Source organism: Pseudoduganella violacea, assembly GCF_014191875.1.
GTDB classification, from domain to species: Bacteria; Pseudomonadota; Gammaproteobacteria; order Burkholderiales; family Burkholderiaceae_D; genus Rugamonas; species Rugamonas violacea_A.
The window spans coordinates 515716-539188 of record NZ_JACHXD010000001.1 but is presented as its reverse complement, the minus strand read 5'-3'; the positions used below and the strand labels follow the sequence as shown (position 1 = coordinate 539188).

The 23473-nt window shown below is 64.7% G+C and carries 20 protein-coding genes; 4 read left to right on the top strand and 16 right to left on the bottom strand.

Translation table 11 applies throughout. The annotated features are described in order from the left end of the window. Positions 1-24: 24 nt before the first annotated feature. Both FHS03_RS02435 and FHS03_RS02430 read right to left on the bottom strand, forming a co-directional pair. Entirely contained in the window at positions 25-1521 is a 1497-nt protein-coding gene (locus FHS03_RS02435; RefSeq protein WP_229426020.1) for an Ig-like domain-containing protein, read from the bottom strand. Positions 1522-1629: 108 nt separating this feature from the next. After that, positions 1630-4005: a YgiQ family radical SAM protein gene (locus FHS03_RS02430; protein WP_183439407.1), complete on the bottom strand. Its 2376-nt coding sequence runs from the start codon at positions 4003-4005 to the stop codon at positions 1630-1632. 190 nt (positions 4006-4195) lie between these two features. On the opposite strand from FHS03_RS02430, the gene FHS03_RS02425 reads away from it, so the two are divergent. Beyond that, entirely contained in the window at positions 4196-4705 is a 510-nt protein-coding gene (locus FHS03_RS02425; protein WP_183439406.1) for a DUF1269 domain-containing protein, read from the top strand. Positions 4706-4789: 84 nt separating this feature from the next. On the opposite strand, the gene FHS03_RS02420 is transcribed toward FHS03_RS02425, so the two are convergent. The 9 genes from FHS03_RS02420 to FHS03_RS27990 all read right to left on the bottom strand — a co-directional run bounded on the left by FHS03_RS02420 (position 4790) and on the right by FHS03_RS27990 (position 12358). After that, on the bottom strand, positions 4790-5062 hold the full coding sequence (locus FHS03_RS02420) for a DUF4404 family protein (RefSeq protein WP_183439405.1): 273 nt from the start codon (positions 5060-5062) through the stop codon (positions 4790-4792). Positions 5063-5198: 136 nt separating this feature from the next. Then, on the bottom strand, positions 5199-7322 hold the full coding sequence (locus FHS03_RS02415; RefSeq protein ID WP_183439404.1) for a M3 family metallopeptidase: 2124 nt from the start codon (positions 7320-7322) through the stop codon (positions 5199-5201). A gap of 125 nt (positions 7323-7447) precedes the next feature. Then, on the bottom strand, positions 7448-9580 hold the full coding sequence (locus FHS03_RS02410) for a M3 family metallopeptidase (RefSeq protein WP_229426018.1): 2133 nt from the start codon (positions 9578-9580) through the stop codon (positions 7448-7450). A gap of 109 nt (positions 9581-9689) precedes the next feature. After that, complete coding sequence (locus FHS03_RS02405; protein ID WP_183439403.1) at positions 9690-10013, bottom strand: hypothetical protein; 324 nt, start codon at positions 10011-10013, stop codon at positions 9690-9692. 58 nt (positions 10014-10071) lie between these two features. After that, positions 10072-10647, bottom strand: coding sequence for a TMEM175 family protein (locus FHS03_RS02400; protein WP_183439402.1), 576 nt, complete (start codon positions 10645-10647; stop codon positions 10072-10074). 195 nt (positions 10648-10842) lie between these two features. Continuing rightward, on the bottom strand, positions 10843-11151 hold the full coding sequence (locus FHS03_RS02395) for a type II toxin-antitoxin system RelE/ParE family toxin (RefSeq protein ID WP_183439401.1): 309 nt from the start codon (positions 11149-11151) through the stop codon (positions 10843-10845). Continuing rightward, positions 11148-11417, bottom strand: coding sequence for a YlcI/YnfO family protein (locus tag FHS03_RS02390; protein WP_371871569.1), 270 nt, complete (start codon positions 11415-11417; stop codon positions 11148-11150). Before FHS03_RS02390 ends, FHS03_RS02395 begins: the two co-directional genes overlap by 4 nt. A gap of 36 nt (positions 11418-11453) precedes the next feature. Further along, positions 11454-12074: an acyl carrier protein phosphodiesterase gene (locus FHS03_RS02385; RefSeq protein WP_183439400.1), complete on the bottom strand. Its 621-nt coding sequence runs from the start codon at positions 12072-12074 to the stop codon at positions 11454-11456. An 80-nt stretch (positions 12075-12154) separates the two neighbouring features. Continuing rightward, entirely contained in the window at positions 12155-12358 is a 204-nt protein-coding gene (locus FHS03_RS27990; protein ID WP_176344737.1) for a SlyX family protein, read from the bottom strand. A gap of 152 nt (positions 12359-12510) precedes the next feature. Here FHS03_RS27990 and FHS03_RS02375 point away from each other — a divergent pair, with 152 nt between their 5' ends. Further along, a complete protein-coding gene (locus tag FHS03_RS02375) occupies positions 12511-13176 on the top strand; it encodes a hypothetical protein (RefSeq protein ID WP_371871568.1) in 666 nt (221 codons plus the stop codon). A gap of 10 nt (positions 13177-13186) precedes the next feature. Here FHS03_RS02375 and FHS03_RS02370 read toward each other — a convergent pair whose 3' ends face one another. Beyond that, positions 13187-15259, bottom strand: a complete 2073-nt coding sequence (locus FHS03_RS02370; protein WP_183439399.1) for a UvrD-helicase domain-containing protein — start codon at positions 15257-15259, stop codon at positions 13187-13189. 125 nt (positions 15260-15384) lie between these two features. Between FHS03_RS02370 and FHS03_RS02365 the strand changes: the two genes are divergently transcribed. Then, complete coding sequence (locus FHS03_RS02365; RefSeq protein ID WP_183439398.1) at positions 15385-15867, top strand: SRPBCC family protein; 483 nt, start codon at positions 15385-15387, stop codon at positions 15865-15867. A gap of 7 nt (positions 15868-15874) precedes the next feature. On the opposite strand, the gene FHS03_RS02360 is transcribed toward FHS03_RS02365, so the two are convergent. Both FHS03_RS02360 and FHS03_RS02355 read right to left on the bottom strand, forming a co-directional pair. Then, the gene (locus FHS03_RS02360) at positions 15875-16996 is read right to left on the bottom strand and encodes an HD-GYP domain-containing protein (protein ID WP_183439397.1); all 1122 of its coding nucleotides are present in this window, start codon (positions 16994-16996) and stop codon (positions 15875-15877) included. A 123-nt stretch (positions 16997-17119) separates the two neighbouring features. Beyond that, entirely contained in the window at positions 17120-18568 is a 1449-nt protein-coding gene (locus FHS03_RS02355; protein WP_183439396.1) for a dihydrolipoyl dehydrogenase, read from the bottom strand. A gap of 118 nt (positions 18569-18686) precedes the next feature. Between FHS03_RS02355 and FHS03_RS02350 the strand changes: the two genes are divergently transcribed. After that, positions 18687-19583 (top strand): ArgP/LysG family DNA-binding transcriptional regulator, encoded by an 897-nt coding sequence (locus tag FHS03_RS02350; RefSeq protein ID WP_183439395.1) that lies wholly within the window; start codon positions 18687-18689, stop codon positions 19581-19583. Here the strand turns inward: FHS03_RS02350 and FHS03_RS02345 are convergent. Beyond that, entirely contained in the window at positions 19580-21601 is a 2022-nt protein-coding gene (locus FHS03_RS02345; protein ID WP_183439394.1) for a primosomal protein N', read from the bottom strand. The genes FHS03_RS02350 and FHS03_RS02345 overlap by 4 nt on opposite strands. Positions 21602-22331: 730 nt before the next feature. Then, on the bottom strand, positions 22332-23408 hold the full coding sequence (gene hemE / locus FHS03_RS02340) for a uroporphyrinogen decarboxylase (RefSeq protein ID WP_183439393.1): 1077 nt from the start codon (positions 23406-23408) through the stop codon (positions 22332-22334). Positions 23409-23473 lie beyond the last annotated feature (65 nt).

The following is a 23473-nucleotide window of genomic DNA, read 5'->3' as shown; positions in this document are numbered from 1 at the left end:
CCGCCCGCCGCTGCTGCCCCAGGCTCAGGGCAGCTGGGTCGGGATCAGCGCGCTGTTATTGCTGCCATTGCCCAGCTGGCCCTGCTTGTTCAAGCCCCAGCCCCACAGCGTGCCGTCCAGGCGCAGGCCGAAGCTGTGTTGCAGGCCGGCCGCCACGGCATACCAATTATTGTCGGTGCCGATCTGGCGCGGGCCGCCCACATCGTTCAGGGTGCCGTCGCCGAGCTGGCCTTCGACGTTCGAACCCCAGGCCCACAGGGTGTTGTTGGTGCGGATGCCCACCGAGTGGGTATTGCCGGCCACGGCCATGAACCAATTGTCGTCGCTGCCCACCTGCACCGGGGCCGAGGCATTGGTCGAGCTGTCGTTGCCGAGCTGGCCGGCGCCGTTGGCGCCCCAGGCCCACAGCGAGCCGCCGGTCTGGATCGCCAGGGTATGGGCGCCGCCCGCGGACGCGCTCAGCCAGCTGGCCGTGCCCACCTTGGTTGGCAGCAGCACGTCGGTGGTGCCGCCATTGCCCAGCTGGCCGCTGGCATTGCCGCCCCAGGTGTACAGGCTGTTGTCGGCGCGGATGCCCACCGTGTGGGTGGCGCCGGCGGACACGGTGCGCCAGTTGGTGAAGGTGCCGATCTTGGTCGGCACCAGGCGGTCGATGGTGGTGTTGTCGCCCAGCTGGCCATTGTTGTTGCGGCCCCAGCCGAACAGGACGCCGCCCTTATTGATGGCCAGCGAATGGCCTTTGCCGGCCGAAATGAAGACCCAGTCCGTGGCCGAGCCCACCTGCACCGGATCGGCGCGGTTGCTGGTGTTATTCGTGCCGAGCTGGCCGTTCTGGTTCAGCCCCCAAGCCCACAGCGTGCCGTTCTCGCGGATGGCCAGGGTGTGGAATTCGCCGGTGGACACCACCTTCCATGGCAGGGCCTGCGGGTTCTTGACCTGGACCGGGGTGTTGCGGTCGGCCAGGCTGCCGTCGCCCAACTGGCCCCAGTTATTGGCGCCCCAGGCCACGGTACTGCCGTCGGCTTTCACGGCCAGGGTCTGGTTGCCGCCAGCGACCAGGCTGGAATACGGGGGCTTGATGGTGAAACTGGTGCTGCCGGCCACGCTGCCGACCGTGGCCGTCACCGTGTCGTTACCGATCAGCTTGCCGCGCACGCTGCCATTGCTGAACACTTCGGCCGCCGTCCCGGTTTTCAAGGTCCAGGTCACGCCGCTGGTGATGGCGGCCACCTTGCCGTCGGAATAGGTGCCGGTCGCCGTCAAGGTTTGCGTGCCGCCGACCGCCACGGTGAAATTGGCCGGAGTGACGACGATCGATTTCAGCGTGACGTCCGGCGTGGTCGGGGTGGACGAGCCGCCGCCGCCACCACCGCCACAGGCGGCCAGCAGCGCCAGCAGGGGCACCAGGAACAGGGTTTTGAACTTAGGCATGGTAGTCATCATGATCTGGTTAAGGTAGAGCAGCTTGCCGTCTAGTGTAAGGGCGAAATGGCCGGCGCCGTCGCGCGAGCAAGCCGGCATTTGCCTTGCTATTGTGCGGAATGGCGATCATACAACGTTGCTAACCAGAAATCCAATGCCAAAGGGGAGCCGCAGCTCCCCTTTGTGCCCCTTTTTACCGCCGCGCGCTTATTTGCGGCCGCCGCGCGCCGGCTTGGCGCCGCCCGCTTTGGCCGGGGCCGCCTTGGGCTTGACCTTGATGGTGTCGAGGATCGAAGCGCGCACCTTGGTCTCGACGGTGGCGCGCGCCGTCAGCGAGCCGGTCAGGGCGTTGGCGCGCTGGCCGCCGCGGGCGCCGGCCGCCGAGGCCGCCGCCGGACCACGCCCGGCGCCGCGCGGCGCGGCCGCCGGCCCCTGGCCTGGCGCGCTGCGCGGCTTGGCGCCCGGCGCCAGCGTCGGCATGGCGCGCTTGCCTTCGGGCGCGGCCTTCAGGTTTTCCTCGCCCGCCGTCCAGGCCGGGATCAGGTGGCGCTCGCCATTGCCGATCAGGTCGGCGCGCCCCATGCGCTGCAGCGTTTCGCGCAGGATCGGCCAGTTCTCCGGATCGTAATAGCGCAGGAAGGCCTTGTGCGCCTTGCGCACCTTGCCGCTGCGCGCCGTTTCCACCACTTCCGAATCGGCCGTCACCTTGTGCAGCGGGTTCTTGCGCGAGTGGTACATGGTGGTCGCCATCGCCATCGGCGTCGGCATGAACGCTTGCACCTGGTCCAGGCGGAAGTTGTTCTTCTTGAGCCACAGCGCCAGGTTCAGCATGTCCTCGTCGGTGGCGCCCGGGTGGGCCGCGATGAAGTAGGGAATCAGGTACTGCTTCTTGCCCGCTTCCAGCGAATACTTCTCGAACATGGCCTTGAACTCGTCGTAAGCGCCGATGCCGGGCTTCATCATCTTGTTCAGCACATTCGGCTCGGTGTGCTCGGGCGCGATCTTCAAGAGGCCGCCGACGTGGTGGGTCACCAGCTCTTTCACATACTCGGGCGAACGCACGGCCAGGTCGTAGCGCAGGCCGGAACCGATCAGGATCTTCTTCACGCCGGGAATCGCGCGCGCCTTGCGGTAGAGCGAAATCAGCTTGCTGTGGTCGGTGCCCAGGTTGACGCAGATCGAAGGGTAAACGCAGGACAGGCGGCGGCAGGTTTCCTCGATCTTCTTGTCCTTGCACGCCAGCCGGTACATATTCGCGGTCGGCCCGCCGAGGTCGGAAATGGTGCCGGTGAAGCCCTTGGTCTTGTCGCGCACGTGCTCGATCTCGCGCAGGATGGACGGCTCGGAACGGCTCTGGATGATGCGCCCTTCGTGCTCGGTGATCGAGCAGAAGGTGCAGCCGCCGAAGCAGCCGCGCATGATATTGATCGAGAAGCGGATCATTTCCCAGGCCGGGATGCGCGCATTGCCATAGCTTGGGTGCGGCGCGCGCGCATAATTCATATCGTAGACGCCATCCATCTCGTCCATCTGCAGCGGCAGCGGGGGCGGATTGATCCACACATCGCGCTCGCCGTGGCCCTGCACCAGGGCGCGCGCATTGCCGGGGTTCGATTCCAGGTGGAATACGCGCGAGGTATGGGCGTACATCACCGGATCGGCTTTCACCGTCTCGTAGGACGGCAGGCGCACCACGGTCTTGTGGTGCTGCTCCTTGGCCAGCGCCGCGCGCTCTTCGCGCGTCATGATGACGATGGGTTTCACCACTTCCGGCGCCGTGGCGGCATTATCGGTGGCGCAAGCCTGCTTGTCTTCCGGCGCCATCGCATACGGATTCGGATGCACATCGACCTTGCCCGGCACGTCGACGCGGGTCGAGTTGTGCACGGCCCAGTCGGCGCCGGGCAGCCAGCCCTGCGGCACCATGAAGGCCGTGCCGCGCAGGTTCTTGATGTCCTTGATGTCCTCGCCCGCCGCCAGGCGGTGGGTCAGGTCGACCAGGGCGCGTTCGGCATTGCCGAAGATCAGCAGGTCGGCCTTGGAATCGGGCAGCACCGAGCGGCGCACCTTGTCTGACCAGTAATCGTAGTGGGCGATGCGGCGCAGCGAGGCTTCGATGCTGCCGATGATGACCGGCACGTCGGCATAGGCTTCGCGCGCGCGCTGGGCGTAGACGGTGACGGCGCGGTCGGGCCGCTTGTTCGGCTCGGCGTTGGCGGTGTAGGCGTCGTCGGAGCGGATCTTGCGGTCGGCCGTGTAGCGGTTGACCATGGAATCCATATTGCCGGCGGTGACGCCGAAATACAGGCGCGGCTTGCCCAGCGCGCGGAAGGCGTCGGCCGAATGCCAGTCCGGCTGGCTGATGATGCCGACGCGGAAGCCTTGCGCTTCGAGCAGGCGGCCGACCAGGGCCATGCCGAAACTCGGATGGTCGATATAGGCGTCGCCGGTGATCAGGATGACGTCGCACGCGTCCCAGCCCAGGGTATCCATTTCGGCGCGGGACATGGGAAGAAAAGGCGCGACGGCAGCGCGCGCAGACCGCTTCGGGACGGTCGCAAAAAGATTGGCGGGGGAGTTCATTGGCGGCATTGTACCGGAAATGCCCGGGGCTGAGCACGGCGGCCACCGTTTTTGCCGCTGAAAAACTCTTAATTTTCAACAACTTGTATGCAAAGCGCAAGGCCCGGCGCAACGGGAAAATAGCAAAAGCACATTGCTTTGCGTAGCATTTTTGCTATAACGAGAAAAACCACCCCCGGGAGACACCATCATGCGACGCCGCCTGTACTATCTGCTGCCCGACCTGCCCAGCGCCCGCGCCATGCTCGACGAGATGCTGCTGGCGCGCATCGAAGAACGCCATATCCGCTTCCTGGCGCGCGCGCCGCTGCCGGACGATATGCCGGGCTGCAGCTTCATGGTGAAAACCGACCTGATCCACGGCGCCCAGTGGGGCACCATCATCGGCGGCATTGTCGGCCTGGGCGCCGGCATCTTCCTGTCGCTGTTCCCGCCCGAAGGCGTGACCCTGCGCACCGCCAGCATCCTGCTGGTGGCCCTGGGCGGCGCCCTGTTCGGCGGCTGGGCGTCCGGCATGAACGCGGCCGCCATCCCGAACAAGAAACTGGAGCAATACGCGCCCCGCCTCGATCAGGGCCAGGTGCTGATGATGGTCGATGTGCCGGTGCGGCGCATGAAAGACATCGAAGCGATGATCGCGCGGCGCCATCCCGATTTCGACTTTGGCGGTGAAGAACCGCCCATGCTGGCGTTTCCGTAACGCTAGCCGCCCGGGGTGGTGCTTGCCCCGGGTCCTCTTCCAGGCGGGACAGTCTGCGGACTGTCCCGTTTTTTTAGGCGCGGCTCAAATACCCATATTGCCGAGGATGCGGCCCAGCTCGCGCAAGGTCGGCTCCAGCGACGGGTGCTGGGCCGCGAAGCGCGCCGTCAGCTCCTGGGTGCGCTCGGCCAGGCCATAGGTGGTGGTGCTTTCCGGCGCCGCCGCCGCGCCCTGCTCCAGCAGCGACTTGATATCGCCGTCGAGCTGCTGCAGCAGATCCAGCAATTCCTCATCGATCGGCCCCGTCTGGTGCAGCTGTTCATGCAGGGTTTTCAATTGCTCTTTCAGCTTATTCATATCCCAATCCAAATGAAATGACCACAATGAATTTATACACCGAAATCGCCCATCCAGCCATGACCTAAGCAGCATCCTACCGCCCAGCCCGTGTCCACCTTGGTGCCAGGCACCAGAGTGGACACGGGCCCGGCCTTTACTTGGCCGTCAGGCCGCGGCGTTCGAGCAGGGGTTCGATCCGGGCGTCGCGGCCGCGGAAGGCGCGGAACATTTGCATGGCGTCCATGGTGCCGCCGCGCGAGAGCAGCATCTTGCGGAACCAGTCGCCGTTCTTGCGCAGCATGCCGCCGTTTTCCTTGAACCATTCGACGCTCTCGGCGTCGAGCTTTTCGCTCCACAGATAGCCGTAGTAGCCGGCCGCGTAACCACCGGCGAAGACGTGCGAGAAGTAGGTGGTGCGGTAGCGCGGCGGCACCGGCGTGAAGTCGACCCCGGCGTCCTTCAGCGCGGCCGCTTCGAAGCCCAGCACATCGCTCGGCACCTGCTTGGCGCCCAGCTGGTGCCAGCGCTGGTCGATGATGGCGGCGGCCAGGTATTCGGTGGTGCGGTAGCCTTCATTGAACTTCTTCGCGGCCTGCACCTTGTCGAGCAGCTCTTGCGGCATCGGCGCGCCGGTCTGGTAGTGCTTGGCGTAGTTAGCCAGCACTTCCGGCCAGGTGGCCCACATCTCGTTGACCTGGGACGGGAACTCGACGAAGTCGCGCGGCACGCGGGTGCCGGCAAAGCGCGGGTAGTTCACGTCGGAGAACATGCCGTGCAGCGCATGGCCGAATTCATGGAACAGGGTGCGCAACTCGTCGTAGGTGAGCAGGGTCGGCTCGCCGGCCGAGGGCTTCGGAATGTTTAGGTGGTTGGCGATCACCGGCTGGGTGCCCATCAGTTTGGACTGGGACACATAGGCGTTCATCCAGGCCCCGCCGCGCTTATTGCCGCGCGCGTAAAAGTCGGCCAGGAAGATGGCGAGCGGCTTGCCGTCGGCGTCGAACACGTCGAACACGCGCACGTCCGGGTGGTACACCGGCAGATCCTTGCGCTCCTTGAAGCTCAGGCCATACACCTTGTTGGCGGCGAAGAACAGGCCGTTACTGAGCACATTATCGAGCTCGAAATAAGGCCGCAGCTGGTTCTGGTCGAAGGCATAGCGCGCCTGGCGCACCTTGTCGCTGTAGAAGGCCCAGTCGTGGGCGCCGACGGCAAAGCCGCCCTTCTCGGCATCGATCGCCTGCTGGATATCGGCCGCTTCGCGGCGCGCATTGGCGACCGCCGGTTTGGCGAATTCGGCCAGCAGCCGGTTGACGGCGCCCGTGTCGTGCGCGGTCTGGTCTTCCAGCGCGTAGCTGGCGTGGTTGCGGTAGCCCAGCAGGGCGGCGCGTTCGGCGCGCAGCTTGGCGATGCGGGTCACGATGGCGCGGTTGTCGAACTCGCCGCCATGGCTGCCGCGCACCAGCGACGCTTCCAGCAGGCGCTGGCGCGTGCTGCGGTTGCTCAGCACCGCCAGCGGCGCCTGGCCGGTGGTATTGCTGACGGCGATGGCGAATTTGCCCTCCAGGCCGCGCGCCTTGGCCGCCGCTGCGGCGGCGTCGATCGCCTTCTCGCTCATGCCGGCCAGCTCTTCGCGCGTGTCGACAATCAGGGCCGAGGCATTGGCTTCCTTCAGCACGTTCTGGCTGAAGGTGGTCTGCAGGCCCGCCAGCTCGGTGTTATAGGCTTTCAGCTTGTCCTTGTTGGCAGCCGACAGCTTGGCGCCGGCGCGCACGAAATCGGTGTGGTAACGCTCCAGCAGGAACTTCGACTCGGCGTCCAGGCCCAGCTTATTGCGCTTCTCGTACAGCGACTTGATGCGCTGGTACAGCTTGCCGTTCAAGCGGATCGCATCGCTGTGCGCCGCCAGTTTCGGCGCCAGCTCGCGGTCCAGCGCCTCCATGCTGTCGTTGGTGTTGGCGCCCGACAGATTGCCGAACACGGACGACACGCGCGCCAGCAGCTGGCCCGAACGCTCCATGGCCACGATGGTGTTCTCGAACGTGGCCGGCTGCGGATTGTTGGCGATGGCCGCCACTTCAGCCGCCTGCTCGCGGATGCCCGCCTCGTAAGCCGGGGCATAGTCCTCATTGTGGATCTTGTCGAAAGCAGGATATTGGAAAGGCAGCGCGCTCGGTTTGGCGAATGGGTTCGATTCCGCCAGCGGTGCCGCATGGGCGCAAGTCAAACCGGCCAGCGCCAGGCCGGCAGCGATCAAAAGCAATTGTGGGTGTTTCATGAATACGTAACTCTAAAAGAAAAGGACAGACGACACCTGAGCCCGCCGGATGGCCGTCCCGTCCGATTTTGGGGTCTGGCCCCAAAATCGGACGGGACGGCCATCCGGCGGGCTGGGCGGTGGGCTTACTTGGCGTTCAGGCCGCGGCGTTCGAGCAGGGGTTCGATCTTGGCGTCGCGGCCGCGGAAGTCGCGGAACAGTTGCAGGGCGTCGGCGGTGCCGCCGCGCGAGAGCAGCGTCTTGCGGAACCAGTCGCCGTTCTGGCGCTGCAGGCCGCCGTTTTCCTTGAACCATTCGACGGTGTCGGCGTCGAGCTTTTCGCTCCACAGATAGGCGTAGTAGCCGGCCGAGTAGCCGCCGGCGAAGCTGTGGTTGAAGTAGGTGGTGCGGTAGCGCGGCGGCACTTCGGCCAGGTCGACGCCGGCCTCTTTCAGCGCGGCCGCTTCAAAACCCAGTACGTCGGCCGGCACTTGCGCCGGTTTCATCTGGTGCCAGCGCTGGTCCAGCAGCGAGGCGGCCAGGTATTCGGTGGTGGCGAAGCCCTGGTTGAATTTCTTCGCGGCGCGCACTTTGTCGAGCAGCTCTTTCGGCATCGGCTCGCCGGTCTTGTAATGCTTGGCGTAGTTAGCCAGCACTTCCGGCCAGTCCATCCACATCTCGTTGACCTGCGACGGGTATTCGACGAAGTCGCGCGGCACGCTGGTGCCGGAGAAGCGCGGATAGGTCACGTTCGAGAACATGCCGTGCAGAGCGTGGCCGAATTCATGGAAGGCGGTCTTGACTTCATCCACCGTCAGCAGGGTCGGCTCGCCGGCCGGCGGCTTGGGAATATTCAGGTGGTTGGCCACCACCGGCAGCGTGCCGTTCAGCTTGGACTGCGACACGTATTCGTTCATCCAGGCGCCGCCCTGCTTATTGCTGCGGGCGTACATATCGGCCAGGAAGATGGCGAGCTGCTTGCCGTCGGCGTCGAACACGTCGAAGACGCGCACGTCCGGGTTGTACACCGGCAGATCCTTGCGCTCCTTGAAGCTCAGGCCATACAGCTTGCCGGCCGCGAAGAACACGCCGTTAATCAGCACGCTATCGAGTTCGAAATACGGCTTGAGCTGCTTCTCGTCGAAGGCGAAGCGCTGGGCGCGCACCTTGTCGGTGTAGAAGTCCCAGTCGGAGGCGGCGATCTTGCCGCCGGCGACGGCCTGCAGGTCGGCCGCTTCGCGGCGCGCGTTGTCGGCGGCCGGCTTGGCCAGCTCGGACAGCAGCTGGTTGACGGCGGCCGGGTTCTTCGCCGTTTCCTCTTCCAGCGAGTAGGAGGCGAAATCGGCATAGCCCAGCAGGACCGCCTGTTCGGCGCGCAGCTTGACCAGCTTGCGCACCACTTCGCGGTTATCGTATTTGCCGCCATGGCTGCCGCGCGCCATCGACGCCTGCAGCAGGCGGGCGCGAACGGCCGGATTGGTCAGCTCGCCGAGCGCCGGCTGGCTGGTGGTGTTCATCAGCGGCAGCACGAATTTGCCGGGCAGCTTGCGCGACTTGGCTTCGGCGGCGGCGGCCTCGATGGCGGCCTCGCTCAGGCCGGCCAGGTCGGCGCGGCTGTCCAGCACCAGGGCCGAGGCGTTGGTTTCCTTCAGCACGTTCTGGTCGAAGGTCGTTTGCAGGCTGGCGATCTGCGCGTTCAGGGTTTTCAGCTTGGCTTTTTGCGCGGCCGACAGCTGGGCGCCGGCGCGCAGGAAATCGGTGTGGTAGCGCTCCAGCAGATGGGCCGCTTCGGCGTCCAGGCCCAGCTTGTCGCGCTGCGCGTACAGCGACTGCACGCGCTGGAACAGTTTGGCGTTCAGGAAGATGGCGTCGCTGTGGGCGGCCAGCTTGGGCGACATGGTGCGGCTGATTTCATCGAGCTTGTCGTTGGTGTTGGCGCCCTGCAGATTGCCGAAGATGGTCTGCACCCGGTGCAGCATCTCGCCCGAGCGCTCCATCGCCACGATGGTGTTGTCGAAGGTGGCGGGCTGCGGGTTGTTGGCGATGGCGGCGATTTCCTTCAGGTTCTCGGCCATGGCGGCCTTGAAGGCGGGCGCGAAATGCTCGTCCTTGATCTGGTCGAAGGCCGGATACTGCAGCGGCAGCGTGCTGGCCTTGAACAGGGGATTGGCCGCAGCGGCGGCGGCGACGGCAGGCTTGGCGGCGGTGGCGACGTGGGTCATGGTGGTCAGTGCCAGGCCAAGGCTGGCGGCGAGAACGAGCATTCGAGGATGGGACATATCATCTTTCTTATCAACGCCAAGGAAAATGCCGCCTCTGCGGACAGCACGTAAGCGTCAGATGATAGCAGGCCGCCGTGGCCGCGTCACGGCCCGTCCCGCGCGCGCCTCAGGCGCTGACATCGACCATATTGCCCTTGGCCTTCCCGCTCGTCTTCTGCATTTCCTGCTTGGCCAGATCGCTCATTTGCTGATCGACCTTCTTGCGTTCCTCCGGACTCATTTTCGCCAGGTCATCTTCGCTGAGACCGAGTTTTTTCAGCAGCGCCTCGCGGAAGCGCTGGGCCGGACTCATTTTCAGGTAATCGTCCAGCTCCGCATTGAGTCCCTTGCTGCCGCTGGCCGAGGCGCCCGCCGTCTTGCCGCCGCTGGAAGCACTGAAGCTGGGCGACATTATCTGGCTGTCGCGCGCGCCGATCGAGGAGATTGCCATGCTGGTCCTTTAGTAGTGGGTGATTGCAAGGGCTAAGCGGAGGGAGGAAAAACGGCGCTCAATGCTCCAGCCGCCGGGCGATGCGCCGATCCGGAATGAACCACAGCACCGCCACCAGCGCGTACAGGCCCACACCCAGCCAGGGATACCAGGCCGAGGCGACAATCGCCAGCAGGTACAGCACGATGGAATACACTTCCTTGCCCTGCCGGCCCATGGCCTCGGCCAGCGGCGACTGCTTGCCATGCAGGGCGCTCAGCGCGCAGGCCAGAACCATATAGGCGATGGCGCACATCAGCAGCACTACGCCATACATGGTGACGGGCAGCGAAGCGTAATGGTTTTCGCCCATCCAGCCGGTGACGAAAGGAATCAGCGAGAGCCAAAACAGCAGGTGCAGATTGGCCCACATGACGCGGCCATCGACCTTGCTGGCCGCGTGCAGCAGATGGTGGTGGTTGTTCCAGTAGATGCCGACATAAATGAAGCTCAGCACATAGCTGAGGAAAATGGGCAGCAGCGGCCCCAAAGTCTCCCAGCTCGTGCCGTGCGGGACTTTAAGTTCCAGCACCATGATGGTGATGATGATGGCGATCACGCCATCGCTGAAGGCTTCAAGGCGGCTCTTGCCCATGGTCGTCCTGTCGGTCGGATTACGTCCGGAATTGTGGCCGCGCACGGCCGCTATGGCCCGCCAGTGGCAAGCCGTTGAATTATCAATTTGGAAATTGAAGCGATTTTACATGGGCCTTAGCTTCAGCAAAAACTGGAATAGCTGGCCTTATGCCTCACTCCTCGCCCCATTGGCCCATCATATGGACTGGCGATCTTAGTGATAGTCGTCCTCGCGCTGATGGCGCAAGGCGAGAACAGTCACGGTATTGGCGTCCTCTATTTCAAACAAGGCCACATAGCCTGATGCGCCAAAAGGAATGATTAACTCGCGAAAAAAAGGGGTATCCGCCTGGGCCTTACGGCAGCTGAACGGTGATGTTTCCAGGCTGCGGATCGCATTTTTGATCGCATCCAGTGCACGCTCGGCCAACACCAGATCGCTGGCATCCCGGTCAAGAATAAACTGATAAAGCCTTATCAGATCTGCCTCCGCATGCTCGCTGAAGCGGACAGAAAAACTCATTTTTTCGACCTGGCGGCGGCCAGCATATCCTCAAGGCGCTGCACGACAGCTTCCGAGCTCACATAATTGCCCGTACGCTTTGCGTCTTCACGCGACGCCAGACCCCGCGCGAGAAACTCACGCTGATAGCGACGACGCTCAATGCTTTCCCGGATCGACTGCTCGACAAAGCTGGAAAGGGTTTCTCCTTCGTGCAAGCTCTGTTCTGCGGCCTCTCTCAATTCCGGCTCCACTCGTAAAGATGGAAATGTCGCGGTTTTCATCATCGACCTCGTGCGTTGCAATTACGATGCATTGTGATCCTATTCTGAGGCTTCTGCAATCCACGGCAGGACGCGCATCTCACCACGCTTTAGCTCCACAAACCGGATCAGCTCGGGGAAGAACTGGTCGAAACCGGCGGCCAGGGCGTCCTGGTGCTGGCGCAAGTCGAGCAGGCCTTCGCGCATCAGGTGGCCGTTGCGGCTCAGGCGCTGGGAGATGCGGTTGACGGCCAGTTCGACGCTGACCAGATCCTCGTAGCTGCCCAGCCAGTCCTGCGCCACCATGCGCGGCAGGATGGCGCGCAGGCGCTCGGGCAGCAGCGGCTCGTATTGCGCCACGGCCTGGTAGAAGCGCTGGATCAATTCCGCTTTGGGACTGCCGCTGTAGTCGGCCCAGCGGCGCGACAGCAGATGGTCGTAGAACACATCGAGCACGATGCCGGCATAGCGGCGCCGTCCTTCGCCGAACAGCTGCACACCAGCGCGCACGGTGGGATGGCTGTCGGTATAGCTGTCGATATAGCGGTGCAGCTGGATTTCCCGCGCCACCTCGGGCGGAAACAGCGTCTGCCCGCCAGCCTTGACGAAATCCCCCAGCAGGGCGCCGACCATGGCGTCGTCGCTATGGCGGGCAAGGAAGATGTGGGCAAGGTAGTTCATGACCGGTCGCGGCGGAAGGATACGGCTACCTTAACAGAATCGGCCGCAGTCTTCAGACGGCGGCCCGGCGGCGCATGCGCTCAATAGTGCGGCGGACGCTCGTTGAGCGGCGTCTGCCCGTGCTGGGCGTTATTGCGCAGATGCTCGGCCAGGGCATTGAGCATGGCTTCCAGCTTGTCGATCTGCTTTTGCTGCTCGTAGATGCGGGTATTGAGCGATTCCACCAGATCCTCCTGGTGCGCGAGCTTGATTTCGATATCGATGAAGCGGTCTTCGTCGCTCACGGCGTACTCCTTGCGGCAAAAACCGGCATTGTAACAGCGGCCCCAGCCTGACGCGGCGGAGCGTGTGTGGGGCAGTCCTTATCGCCTGCCTCGATCAAACGCTCTCGTTTACCCTTCTCGTTTTATCGCGTTTCATCTCGTTTGAACTTGCAGTGCGCCTCCCGGTCAAACGAGAAGAAACGAGGACAAATGCGATAAAACGCGGAAGGAGAACGAGAATGAATGATCGAGCATCCCGCAAAGAAGTCCCCCCATCGGCATTGACCGAACTGGATGAGTTTTTGGTCCAGTCTGGCAATCCCTTGCCGCTGGAGCAGGCGGCAAGCCACGCCATCCGGCAATGGATCAAGGCGCAACAGCAAACCGCTAACGCCGGCCAGGGCTATCAATGGAAATGCCTCTTCCTGCCCGCCGGCAGCCGCTTGCGCATGCATTACGACGGCCAGTGCTTCCACGCTCAGGTCACTGTAGACGAATTGCGCTTCCGAGGCCGGCCGGTTTCGCCACGGCAGATGACCATCGAAATTGCCGGCGCAGGCCGCAATGCCTGGCAGGATTTATGGGTTCAACTACCCTGCGAAAAGACCTGGATCCAAGCCGCGAAATTGCGCGGCACCCAGCAAAAAAATGTGCAGGCGCGCCCCGCCTCCCCTGCCGAAACCATGGAGCTGGCCGCCAAAGGCATGCGCGAGGCGCTGCAGGCGGCCCTGACCCTGGTGGAGCATATCCAGCGCAATACGCAACAACAGGTGGAGCGCCGCACACCCAAATCACGGCGCCGGGAAGACGAGATGATCGATTATTGCAAGGCCGATTGAGCGGTTCGCCTTACGCCGGCTTGACATCCTTCGGCGTGGCCAGCAGCTCCTTCATGCGCGCCAGCCGTTCGCGCGGGGTCAGCACCTCGCTTTCCTTGGGCGGAGCGTCGCCCACATCGAGCTGCATTTCGGCGATGAAGCGCGAGACGTCGCAGTGCACGTGCTCGCCGCCGCGCTTGCGCTTCTTGCACCAGGTGATCTGCAAGGTGCGCTGGGCGCGCGTGATGCCGACGTACATCAGGCGTCGCTCTTCCTCGATGCGCTGGGCCAGGGTTTCCACTGGCGCGTCCGGGTCGCCCTTGTGCGGCAAGATGCCCTCTTCCACGCCGACCAGGAAGACGTGCGGATACTCCAGGCCTTTCGAGGCGTGCAGGGTGGACATGCGGATCGCGTCCGGTTCCTCGTCCTTCCCGTCCAGCATCGACATCAGGGCCACCATCTGCGTCAGCTCCAGCACATTCTTTTCCTCGCCGTCGCGGTCCTTGCCGCCGCGCCCGCGGTCCTTGAGCCAGTTGACGAAATCGAGCACGTTCTGGTACTTGCTCTGCGCCGCGCGCTCCTCGAACGAGTCGTACAGATAGTGCTCGTAGTGGATGGCTTCCATCATGTCGTCCAGCACCTGGGCCGCGTTGTCGCCGCTGCCGGACGGGCCGGGACGCGTGGCGCGCGCTTCCAGGTCGCTGATGAAATTGCAGAAATCGCGCAGGGGCTTGAGCTGGCGGTCGGTCAGCTTGGCTTCGATGCCGCCCTTGAACACGGCTTCGAACAGCGAGCATTGCCACTGGCCCGAGAAGGAGCCCAGCGCCTCCAAGGTGGACTGGCCGATGCCGCGCCGCGGCGTGGTGACGGCGCGGATGAAGGCGGGGTCGTCGTCCTGGTTGACCAGCAGGCGCAGGTAGGCGATGATGTCCTTGATTTCGGCCTTGTCGAAGAAGCTCTGGCCGCCGGAAATCGTGTAGGGAATGCGCTGGTTGCGCAGCGCCTGTTCGATCACGCGCGCCTGGTGGTTGCCGCGATACAGGATGGCGTAGTCCGACCACTTGTTCTTGCGCTCGAAGTGGTCGGCCGAAATCATGATGGCCACCTGGTCGGCTTCCTGCTCCTCATTGGGCATGGCGTGCACCTTGATCGGCTCACCGAGGCCGTGCTCCGACCACAGCGCCTTCTCGAACAGCTTGGGATTGTTGCTGATCACCGCGTTGGCGGCCTGCAGGATGCGCGTGGTGGAGCGGTAGTTCTGTTCCAGCTTGATCAGGCGCAGGTCGGGAAAATCGACTTGCAGATTGCTCAGGTTTTCGATGGTCGCGCCGCGCCAGGCGTAGATGGCTTGGTCGTCGTCGCCGACGGCGGTAAACATGGGTTTCTTGCCCAGGCCCGTGACCATCAGCTTGACCAGCTCGTACTGGCAGGTATTGGTGTCCTGGTATTCGTCAACCAGCAGGTAGCGCAGGCGGCGCTGCCATTTGTCGCGCACCTGGCCGTTGTTGCGGAACAGTTCCACCGGCAGGCGGATCAAGTCGTCGAAGTCGACGGCCTGGTAGGCGCTCAGCGTCGCCACATAACTGCCGTAGATGCGCGCCGACTGCGCCTCGTCCTCGTCCTTGGCGTGGCGCAGCGCGTCCTCGGGCGTCACCAGGCCGTTCTTCCACAGCGAGATATCGTTCTGGATGCCGCGGATGAGCTGCTTGTCGGTGGTGATGGCCAAGTCCTGCACCAGGGAATAGCAGTCGTCGCTGTCCATGATGGAGAAGCGGTCCTTCAAGCCCAGGTGGTTGGCTTCCTGGCGCAGGATTTTCACGCCCAGCGAGTGGAAGGTCGACACCGTCAGCAGCTTGGCCTGGCGCGGCTGTTTCAGCAGCTTGCCGACGCGTTCCTGCATTTCCAGCGCGGCCTTGTTGGTGAAGGTCAGGGCGGCGATGGTGCGCGGGTCGTAGCCCCGGTCTTCGATCAGGTGGGTGATTTTCTGCGTGATGACGCGCGTCTTGCCCGAGCCGGCCCCGGCCAGCACGAGGGCGGGACCGTCGAGATAGAGCACGGCTTCGCTTTGCGGGCCGTTCAGGCCAAACTGTGGTGCATTGGACATGATTTCCAGACGGGATGGGCGGTACAGCGGAGCATTGTACCGCCTTGCCCATTGATTATTGGGCGCGCGCCGGAATATAGTGGTGCCAGGGCCAACGATGGCCAGCCATTCCGCCGGACAGCATTATGAAATTTGAACACCTCATCGAAATCAACGATCCGCTTAACCCGCTGGTCGACACCATCAGCGCGGCGCAGCTGTGGCGCGGCCTGGTGCTGCGCGCCGAGTCGCCCAAGCTGTTCGTGCCGCACCTGGACGAATGCCAGATCGACGAGCGCACGGCCGGCGGGTTCCGCCGCCGCCTGCGCTACGGCCAGGTGGTGATCGTCGACCGCGTGCGGCTCGAACAGCCCGACCGCATCCGCTACGAGGTGCCGGCCCAGGGCGACATCAGCGCCTCCAGCCTGGTGATGTCGATCGAGTCGCCGCAGCCCGAAGTGCTGTTCGTGCGTTTCCAGTACGACGACGGCCACGACGCCGCCACCGACGCGGCCAACGCCATGTACGACGATTTCCGCCGCTCGGCCTATGTGGCATCGGATATCGACACCATCCGCGTGCTGCGCGAGCTGATCGCCGACGGCCGCCTGGACGCCACCCTCAACTGAGACGGCCTTACAGCGCGGCGGCGCGGCCCCAGATGCGGTCCATGCGCAGCGCGAGGCCGACCTGGGCCGCGCTCAGCACCTCGCGGATGCCGTTCAAGTCGCCGCGCGTGTCGCGCTGCAGGAAGACGTCGAGCGGCGCGCCGCGCGGGCCGATGATCGATTCGACCCAGGGCGCGGTCGAGTTCAAGCCCTTGCGCGCCACCACGCCCACTTCGCCGTTCAGCAGGCGCACATAGCTGCCGATCGGGTAAATCCCCAGTTCGCGGATCAGCACCGAGGCGATCTGCGCGTCGAGCGTGCTGCGCGCCTCGAGCAGGATGTCGCGCAAGGCTTGGTTGGGCAGCATGGGCTTGCGGTAACGCCGCTCGGCGACGCGGGCGCAGTAGCGGTCGGCCAGCGCCAGCAGCTTGGCCAGTTCGGGAATCGCGGCGCCGGCCTTGCCCAGCGGGTAGCCGCTGCCATCCTCGTTTTCGTGGTGCGCCAGCACGCAGGCGATCCAGTCGTTGTCTTCGATGCCGGCGCGGCGCAGCAGCACGGCGCTGACCTGGGGATGCTCGCGCACGATGCGCTTATCGGCCTCGGACAGCGGCGCCGGGTCGCCATGCAGGCGCTGTTGATGACCGAGCATGCCTAAATTCATGGTCAGCGCGGCCAGAGTCAGGGTGCGCATCTGGTCGGCGCTTTTCTTGAGCGCCAGCGCCACGACTTGCGCCACCACAGCGGCATCGATGCAGTGGCGCCCCTCGTAGGCCACGGCTTGCTGGTTGTGCAGGATGCAGGCCACGGCCACGTCGGCATTGGTGGCGACGGCCGCGTCGACCAGGGCGGCGATGGCCTCCAATTCGCCGCGCAAGCCGGTGCTGCCGGCCGCCAGCGGCGCCAGGACCGCTTGCAGGCGCTGGGCGGCTTCGTTCAGCATGCGCAGCACCGAGGGCGGGTCCTGGTATTCCTTGAGCGCGTCCAGGCTATTGTCTTCGATGAAGCCGCGCTCGACCAGATTGTCGAGCTGGGCCTCGCTGGCCAGCACAAAGCCCTGGCGTACCAGCAGGGCGCCGTTTTCGCCATAAACATTCCAGGCCAGGGTCTGCCCCAGCCGGATATCGCCATGTGTGATGCGCCGTATCGCCATTCCGATCCCATTTCCTAGGATCAATAGTTTATATCAGAATGTAAAATTCTCAAGCAGGAAAGTGTTACCGGAGGGACGGCGGGGCGCCACTGTTGTATGCGCGCCCGCCAGCACTGGCCGGCCTCAGGTGCCGGGCGTGCAGTCGGGGCAGGGCTGGGCGGGCGGCGGCGTCGTGGCCAGGTGCTCGGCCAGCTCGCGCAAGGCGGTGCGCACGCCCTCCTCAATGACGGGATGGTAAAACGGCATGTCGAGCATGGCGCGCACCGTGAGGCCGGCCTGGCAGGCCCAGGCCAGCAGATGGCCCAGGTGCTCGGCGCGCGGCCCGATCAGTTCGGCGCCCAGGAAGCGGCCGCTGCCGTATTCCCCGTACACGCGCAGCAAGCCCTTGTTTTGCAACATGACGCGGCTGCGGCCCTGGTCGCCGAAGTCCACCTTGCCGGCGGCGAAGCGGCCCTCGTGGCTGCGGCACAACGCCTCGTAGCCGGCGCCCAGGGTCACGATCTGCGGTTCGCTGAAGGCGATGGTCAAGGGCGTGCGGCGCAGGCCCGGCGCCACGGCCGGGAAGGCGGCGGCATTGCGGCCGGCGATCTTGCCCTGGTCGGCCGCCTCGCCCAGCAGCGGCAGCTCGTCGCTGGCGTCGCCCGCGATGAAGATGGCGCTATTGCCGCATTGCATGGTGTGGCGGTCGTAGACGGGCACGCCGTCGCCGTCGAGCGCGATGCCGGCCGCCGCCAGATTCAAGTCCTCGATATTCGGCGCGCGGCCGATGGCGGCCAGCACATAGTCGTAGCGCTCGCTGCGCGCGGCGCCGTCCGGCCCCTGGCTGCGCAGCAGCACGCCGTCGCCCTCGGCCGTGGCCTCAATGGCCGCCACCTGGGTGTGGAAACGCAGATCGAGTTCCTCGGCCAGCACCGCGCGCGCCGCCGCCAGCACCAGCGGATCGCCGAGCTGGGCCACGCTGTCGCCGCGCGCATACAGGGCCACGCGCACGCCGAGCCGGTGCAGCGCCTGGCCCAGCTCCAGCCCGATCACGCCGCTGCCCACCACGGCCACGGCGGCCGGCAAGTCCGTCCACTCGAACACGGCGTCGCTGCTGAGCACGCGCGCGCCCGCCGCGCGCCAGGCGGCCGGCACGATGGGGCGGGAACCGGTGGCGAGCACGATGGCGTTCGCTTCGACCGTGGTATGCCCATCCACCAGCAGAGTGCGCGGGCCGCTGAAGCGCGCCCGGCCGCGCAACAAATCCGCGGCCGGCAGCTGGGCCATATTCTCCAGCACAAAGCCGACAAAACGGTCGCGTTCGCGCCGCACGCGCGCCATGACGGCGGCGCCATCGATGCGCAGCGGCCCAGGATGGACGCCGAACGCGGGCGCGGCCGCCACCGCGTGGGCCGCCTCGGCGGCGGCGATCAAGAGCTTGCTCGGCATGCAGCCGACGCGGGCGCAGGTGGTGCCATAGGGACCGTCCTCGATCAGCACGGCATGCTTACCGGCGGCGCGCGCCTGGCGGTAAGCGCTCAAGCCGGCCGTGCCGGCGCCAATGACTGCCACATCGCAAGTTATCGTCTTCATGCGCCGCCTCATGGGGAATTCGTCTGCCGATACTACACTGTCACACGCGCGCCTGCTGACAAGCGACACAGGGTGTATTAGTATTGCTTATCTTCGTCGAAATATATAAGTACAACTTATGGAAAATCTGGACTACCGCGCGCTGGCGGTGCTGGATGCCGTGGCCAGCCACGGCAGTTTCGAGAAGGCGGCCCTGGCGCTGGGCATTTCCCAGCCCGCCGTATCCCAGCGTATCAAGGCGCTGGAAGATGCGGCAGGCCGCCTGCTCATCGTGCGCGGGGCGCCCGCCCTGCCCACCGGCCTCGGCCAGCGCCTGATCTCGCATTACCGCAACGTCAAGCTGATGGAAGCGGCCCTGGACATCGACCTCGGCAACACGGTCAGCATGCCGGAAATCGCCGTCGCGGTGGACGCCGCCAGCCTGGCGACCTGGTTCCCGCTGAGCCTGGGGCCGCTGCTGGCGCCGCCGCGCTGCCAGCTCGACGTGCGGCAACTCGAACGCGACGCCGCCCTGCACCTGCTGCGCGAAGGCAGCGTATTCGGCTGCGTGGCCGCCGCCGGCGCCCTGCCGCCGGCCGACTTGAACGGCGCGGCCGTCACGGCCCTGGGCGGCATGCGCCATGTCTGCGTCGCCACGCCGGCCTTTGCCAAGCGCTGGTTCGGCGACGGCCTCAGCGCCGAGGCCGTGCAACTGGCCCCGGCCGTGACCCACGCGCTGGAATTGACGGCGCGCTTCCTGGCCCAGCACCTGGAGGTCAAGCGCGCCTTCCCCCACCACAAGGTGCCGCTTGCGACCGCGCTGACCGACTGCCTGTACGGCGGCCTGGCCTATGGTTTACTACCGTATCTGCAGGCGGCGCATGGCTTGGCGCAAGGCACGCTGATCGACCTGGCGCCGGGCGCCTACCTCGATGTCGAACTCAACTGGCACAGCTGGCAGCTCGACACGCCATTTACGCGCGCGCTGTCGGAGCAAGTGCTCACCACGGCCCGGCGCTACCTGGTCCAGCCTTAGATATCGAGCGGATCGACTTCAAGCGACCATTTGACCCGGGTTTTGAGGGCGCGCAGGGCCGCCGTCCATTCCTTGAGGAAGGCTTGCAGCGCCGGCCGCGAGGCCGATTCCACCAGCAATTGGGCGCGCTCGACATTGTGCACGCGCGTCATACTCATCGGAATCGGCTCGTTGACGGTGATGCCCTCATGCGCCGTGCACGCGCGCGCCGCGCGCAGGAAGTCGAGCGCGACGGCCAGCTCGGCCGCTTCGGCGCGCAGCAGCGCCTGGAACAGATAGGGCGGCAGATCGGCCTGGGCGCGCTCGGCCAGCAGGGCGCTGGCGAAATGGTCGAAATCATGGGCCACCACGGCCCCATACAGCGGATGGCGCGCATAGCGGGTCTGGATCAGCACCTCGCTGGGACTGCCGCCCTCTTTCTGCGCGGCGCGGCCGGCACGGCCCGCCACCTGCATCAGCTGCGCGAACAGGCGCTCGCTGGCGCGGTAATCCTGCGAGAACAGGGCCGCATCGGGGTTCAAAATGCCGACTAAAGTCAGCTTCTTGAAGTCATGTCCCTTGGCCACCATCTGCGTGCCGATCAGGATGTCGACCTCGCCCCGGTGCACCGTGTCGAAGGCTTGCTGGGCGCTGCCCTTGCGCCGCGTGGAGTCGGCATCGATGCGCAAAATGCGCGCTTCGGGGAACATCTGCTGCAAAGCTTCTTCGATGCGCTGGGTGCCGCGTCCGACCGGCTGCAAGTCCACATTGCCGCAGTCGGGGCAGTGGCGCGGGATGCGCAGCTCCAGGCTGCAATGGTGGCAGCGCAGCCGGTGTTCGGGCCGGTGCAGCACCATATGCGCCGTGCAGCGCTTGCACTCGCTGACCCAGCCGCAGGATTCGCAGCAGATCACGGGCGCATAGCCGCGCCGGTTGAGGAACAGCAGCGACTGCTCGCCGCGCGCCATGCGCTGGCGCAGGGCCGCCAGCAGGTTGGCGCTGAGGCCGTCGCGCGGCTTGTCGCGCTCCAAATCGATCAGCTTGACGGTCGGCAGCACGGCCTGCTGCACGGCGCGCTCGCGCAGCTCAAGCAGGCGGTAGCGGCCGGACTGGGCATGGTGCCAGCTTTCCAGCGAGGGCGTGGCCGACCCCAGCACGATGGGGATGCGCAACTGCCAGGCGCGCCACACGGCCAGGTCGCGCGCCGAATAGCGCAAGCCTTCCTGCTGCTTGTACGACGGGTCGTGTTCCTCGTCGATCACGATCAGTTGCAGGCGCGGCAGCGACGCCAGGATGGACAGCCGCGTGCCCAGCACGATGCGCGCCTTGCCCTCGTGCGCCGCCAGCCAGTGCAGCATGCGTTCGCCCTCCGACAGGCTGCTGTGCAGGGTGGCCAGCATCAGGCCCGGGAAGCGGGCGCGGATATTGCCTTCGAGCTGGGGCGTCAGATTGATTTCCGGCACCAGGATCAGGATCTGCGCCGCCGGATCGCGCGCCAGCACCTGGGCGCAAGCTTGCAGATAGACTTCGGTCTTGCCGCTGCCCGTCACGCCGTACAGCAGGGCCGGCTGGAAACCCGTGGCGCTGCCGATGCAGTCGGCGGCCGCCTGCTGGGCCGGATTGAGCACGGGCATGCCGGCCGGCGTCGGGTCATGCGGCGCCTCCAGCTTGCCCAGCTTCTTGATGGCGCGGTCGAGCGCCACCGTGGTCAGCACGCGCAGGTTCTTCGGCAGGCCGGGCAAGGCCACCTCGCCCAGCGGACGCTGGTAATAGTCGGCGGCGAAACCGGCCAGCGCCAGCCACTGGGCCGACAGCGGCGCCAGCTGGCTGCGCACGGCGAGCGCATCCTTGAGCTTGTCCTCGGCCACCTCGCTCTCTTGCGCGATGGCCACGATCAGCCCGACCACCTCGCGCCGCGCGAACGGCACCAGGGCCAGTTGGCCGACCAGCGGCTCCTGGCCCGGCTCGCACGCCCAGCGGTAATCGAAGACCGCATTCAGCGGCGTATCGAGGGCAATTCTAAGGATGCAATGCGCCATTCGGACCTGTTTTTCCCGCCGTTTTGAACTATCCACAGATTCTGGGGATAACTTTGTGGACAATGAGCAGGCTGTCTAGCGTCCTGCTCGTCGCCCTTCCCGCATTCGCCCCGGGCAGCCCCCAAAACGGCATTTTTTCTCTTTAATAATCAAATACTTACAAAAAACAGCCCAGGGCAGGCCAAAACCACATATTTTTCCGCGCTCTGTGCATAAGTGAAGTATTTAGGGACAAGTTTTCGCCTGAAATCAAGCATTTTTTGTCATCAAACCGCCAAAAATCCCGCATGCTGCGCCACAGCAGCCGCACCGCCTGCTGGTCCAGCAAGGTTTACGCCCAGGCAAGCACTTTCCGCATTAGAAAGCTTACCGAAAATTCATGCGGCGCAACAGAATCCTCGGCAAAAACTTCAACATTATGACTAAGTAACGGTTTACTAAGGGCTTTTCTCTTTTTTCCACAGTTTTTGTGGATAACTTTGTGGAGAATGGGCTAAAAAGCTTTCAGACGCCTTGGGATAAGCTTTAGTTATCACCAGACCCAGCCTCGTAGGCCGTTTTTTCAACCCTTATAAATCAAGCACTTAGAGAGTCCCCCCGGGCAGGAGCGGAATCACTGCCTGTTATTTCCGCAGCAAAAAAAATTGTGCATAAGTCGGTCTTGCCGCGCTGCTGTCAGAATGAAAAAGGGCGCGTTTCCGTGGGAAACGCGCCCTTTCGCCAGAGAAAATCAGGCCGCGCGCAGGCTGCGGCTATGGCTGTGCACGGCCTCCACCATGGCGGACACCGATTCCGGGGGCGTAAATTGGGAAATGCCATGGCCCAGATTGAACACGTGGCCGGTATTGTGCTTGCCGAACGCGTCCAGCACGCGCACCACCTCGGCGCGGATCTGCTCCGGGCTGGCGAACAGGATGGCCGGATCGAGATTGCCCTGCAGCGCCATCTTGTCGCCCACCAGGGCGCGCACCTTGCCGATATCGGCGGTCCAATCCAGGCCCATGGCGTCGGCGCCGATGGCGGCGATGTCCTCGGCCCAGTGGCCGCCGCCCTTGGTGAAGACGATGGCGGGAATCTTCACGCCGTCTTTTTCGCGCTGCAGCTGCGCCACCACTTTCTGCATATAGTGCAGCGAGAACTGCTGGTAGGCGCCGTCGGCCAGCGCGCCGCCCCAGGAGTCGAAAATCATCACGGCCTGGGCGCCGGCATCGATCTGGGCGTTCAGGTACTCGGCCACGGCGCGCGCATTGGTGTCCAGGATGTGGTGCATCAGGTCCGGACGGCTGTACAGCATCTTTTTGATGGTGTGGAATTCGCGCGAGCCCTGGCCTTCCACCATATAGCAAGCCAAGGTCCACGGGCTGCCCGAGAAGCCGATCAGCGGCACGCGGCCATTGAGTTCGGTGCGGATCTGGGTCACAGCCTTGAACACATAGTCGAGCGAGCCGGCTTCCGGCAGGCGCAGCGCCTTGACGTCGTCCTCGGTTTTCAGCGGGCGCTGGAATTTCGGGCCTTCGCCTTCGACGAAGTACAGGCCCAGGCCCATGGCGTCCGGCACGGTCAGGATGTCAGAGAACAGGATGGCCGCGTCCAGCGGATAGCGGTCGATCGGCTGCAAGGTCACTTCGGTGGCCAGGTCGGGATTGGTCGCCAGGCCCATGAACGATCCGGCGCGCGCGCGCGTGGCGCGGTACTCAGGCAGGTAGCGGCCGGCCTGGCGCATGAGCCACACCGGGGTGTACTCGGTCGGCTGGCGCAGCAGCGCGCGCAGGAAGGTATCGTTCTTGAGCGGAGCAAAAGATGGCATGGCAGACAATCAAAAGCTGGAAGAAAGGCGCTATTATCGCATCCCGCAGGCCGTTTACGCGCAAG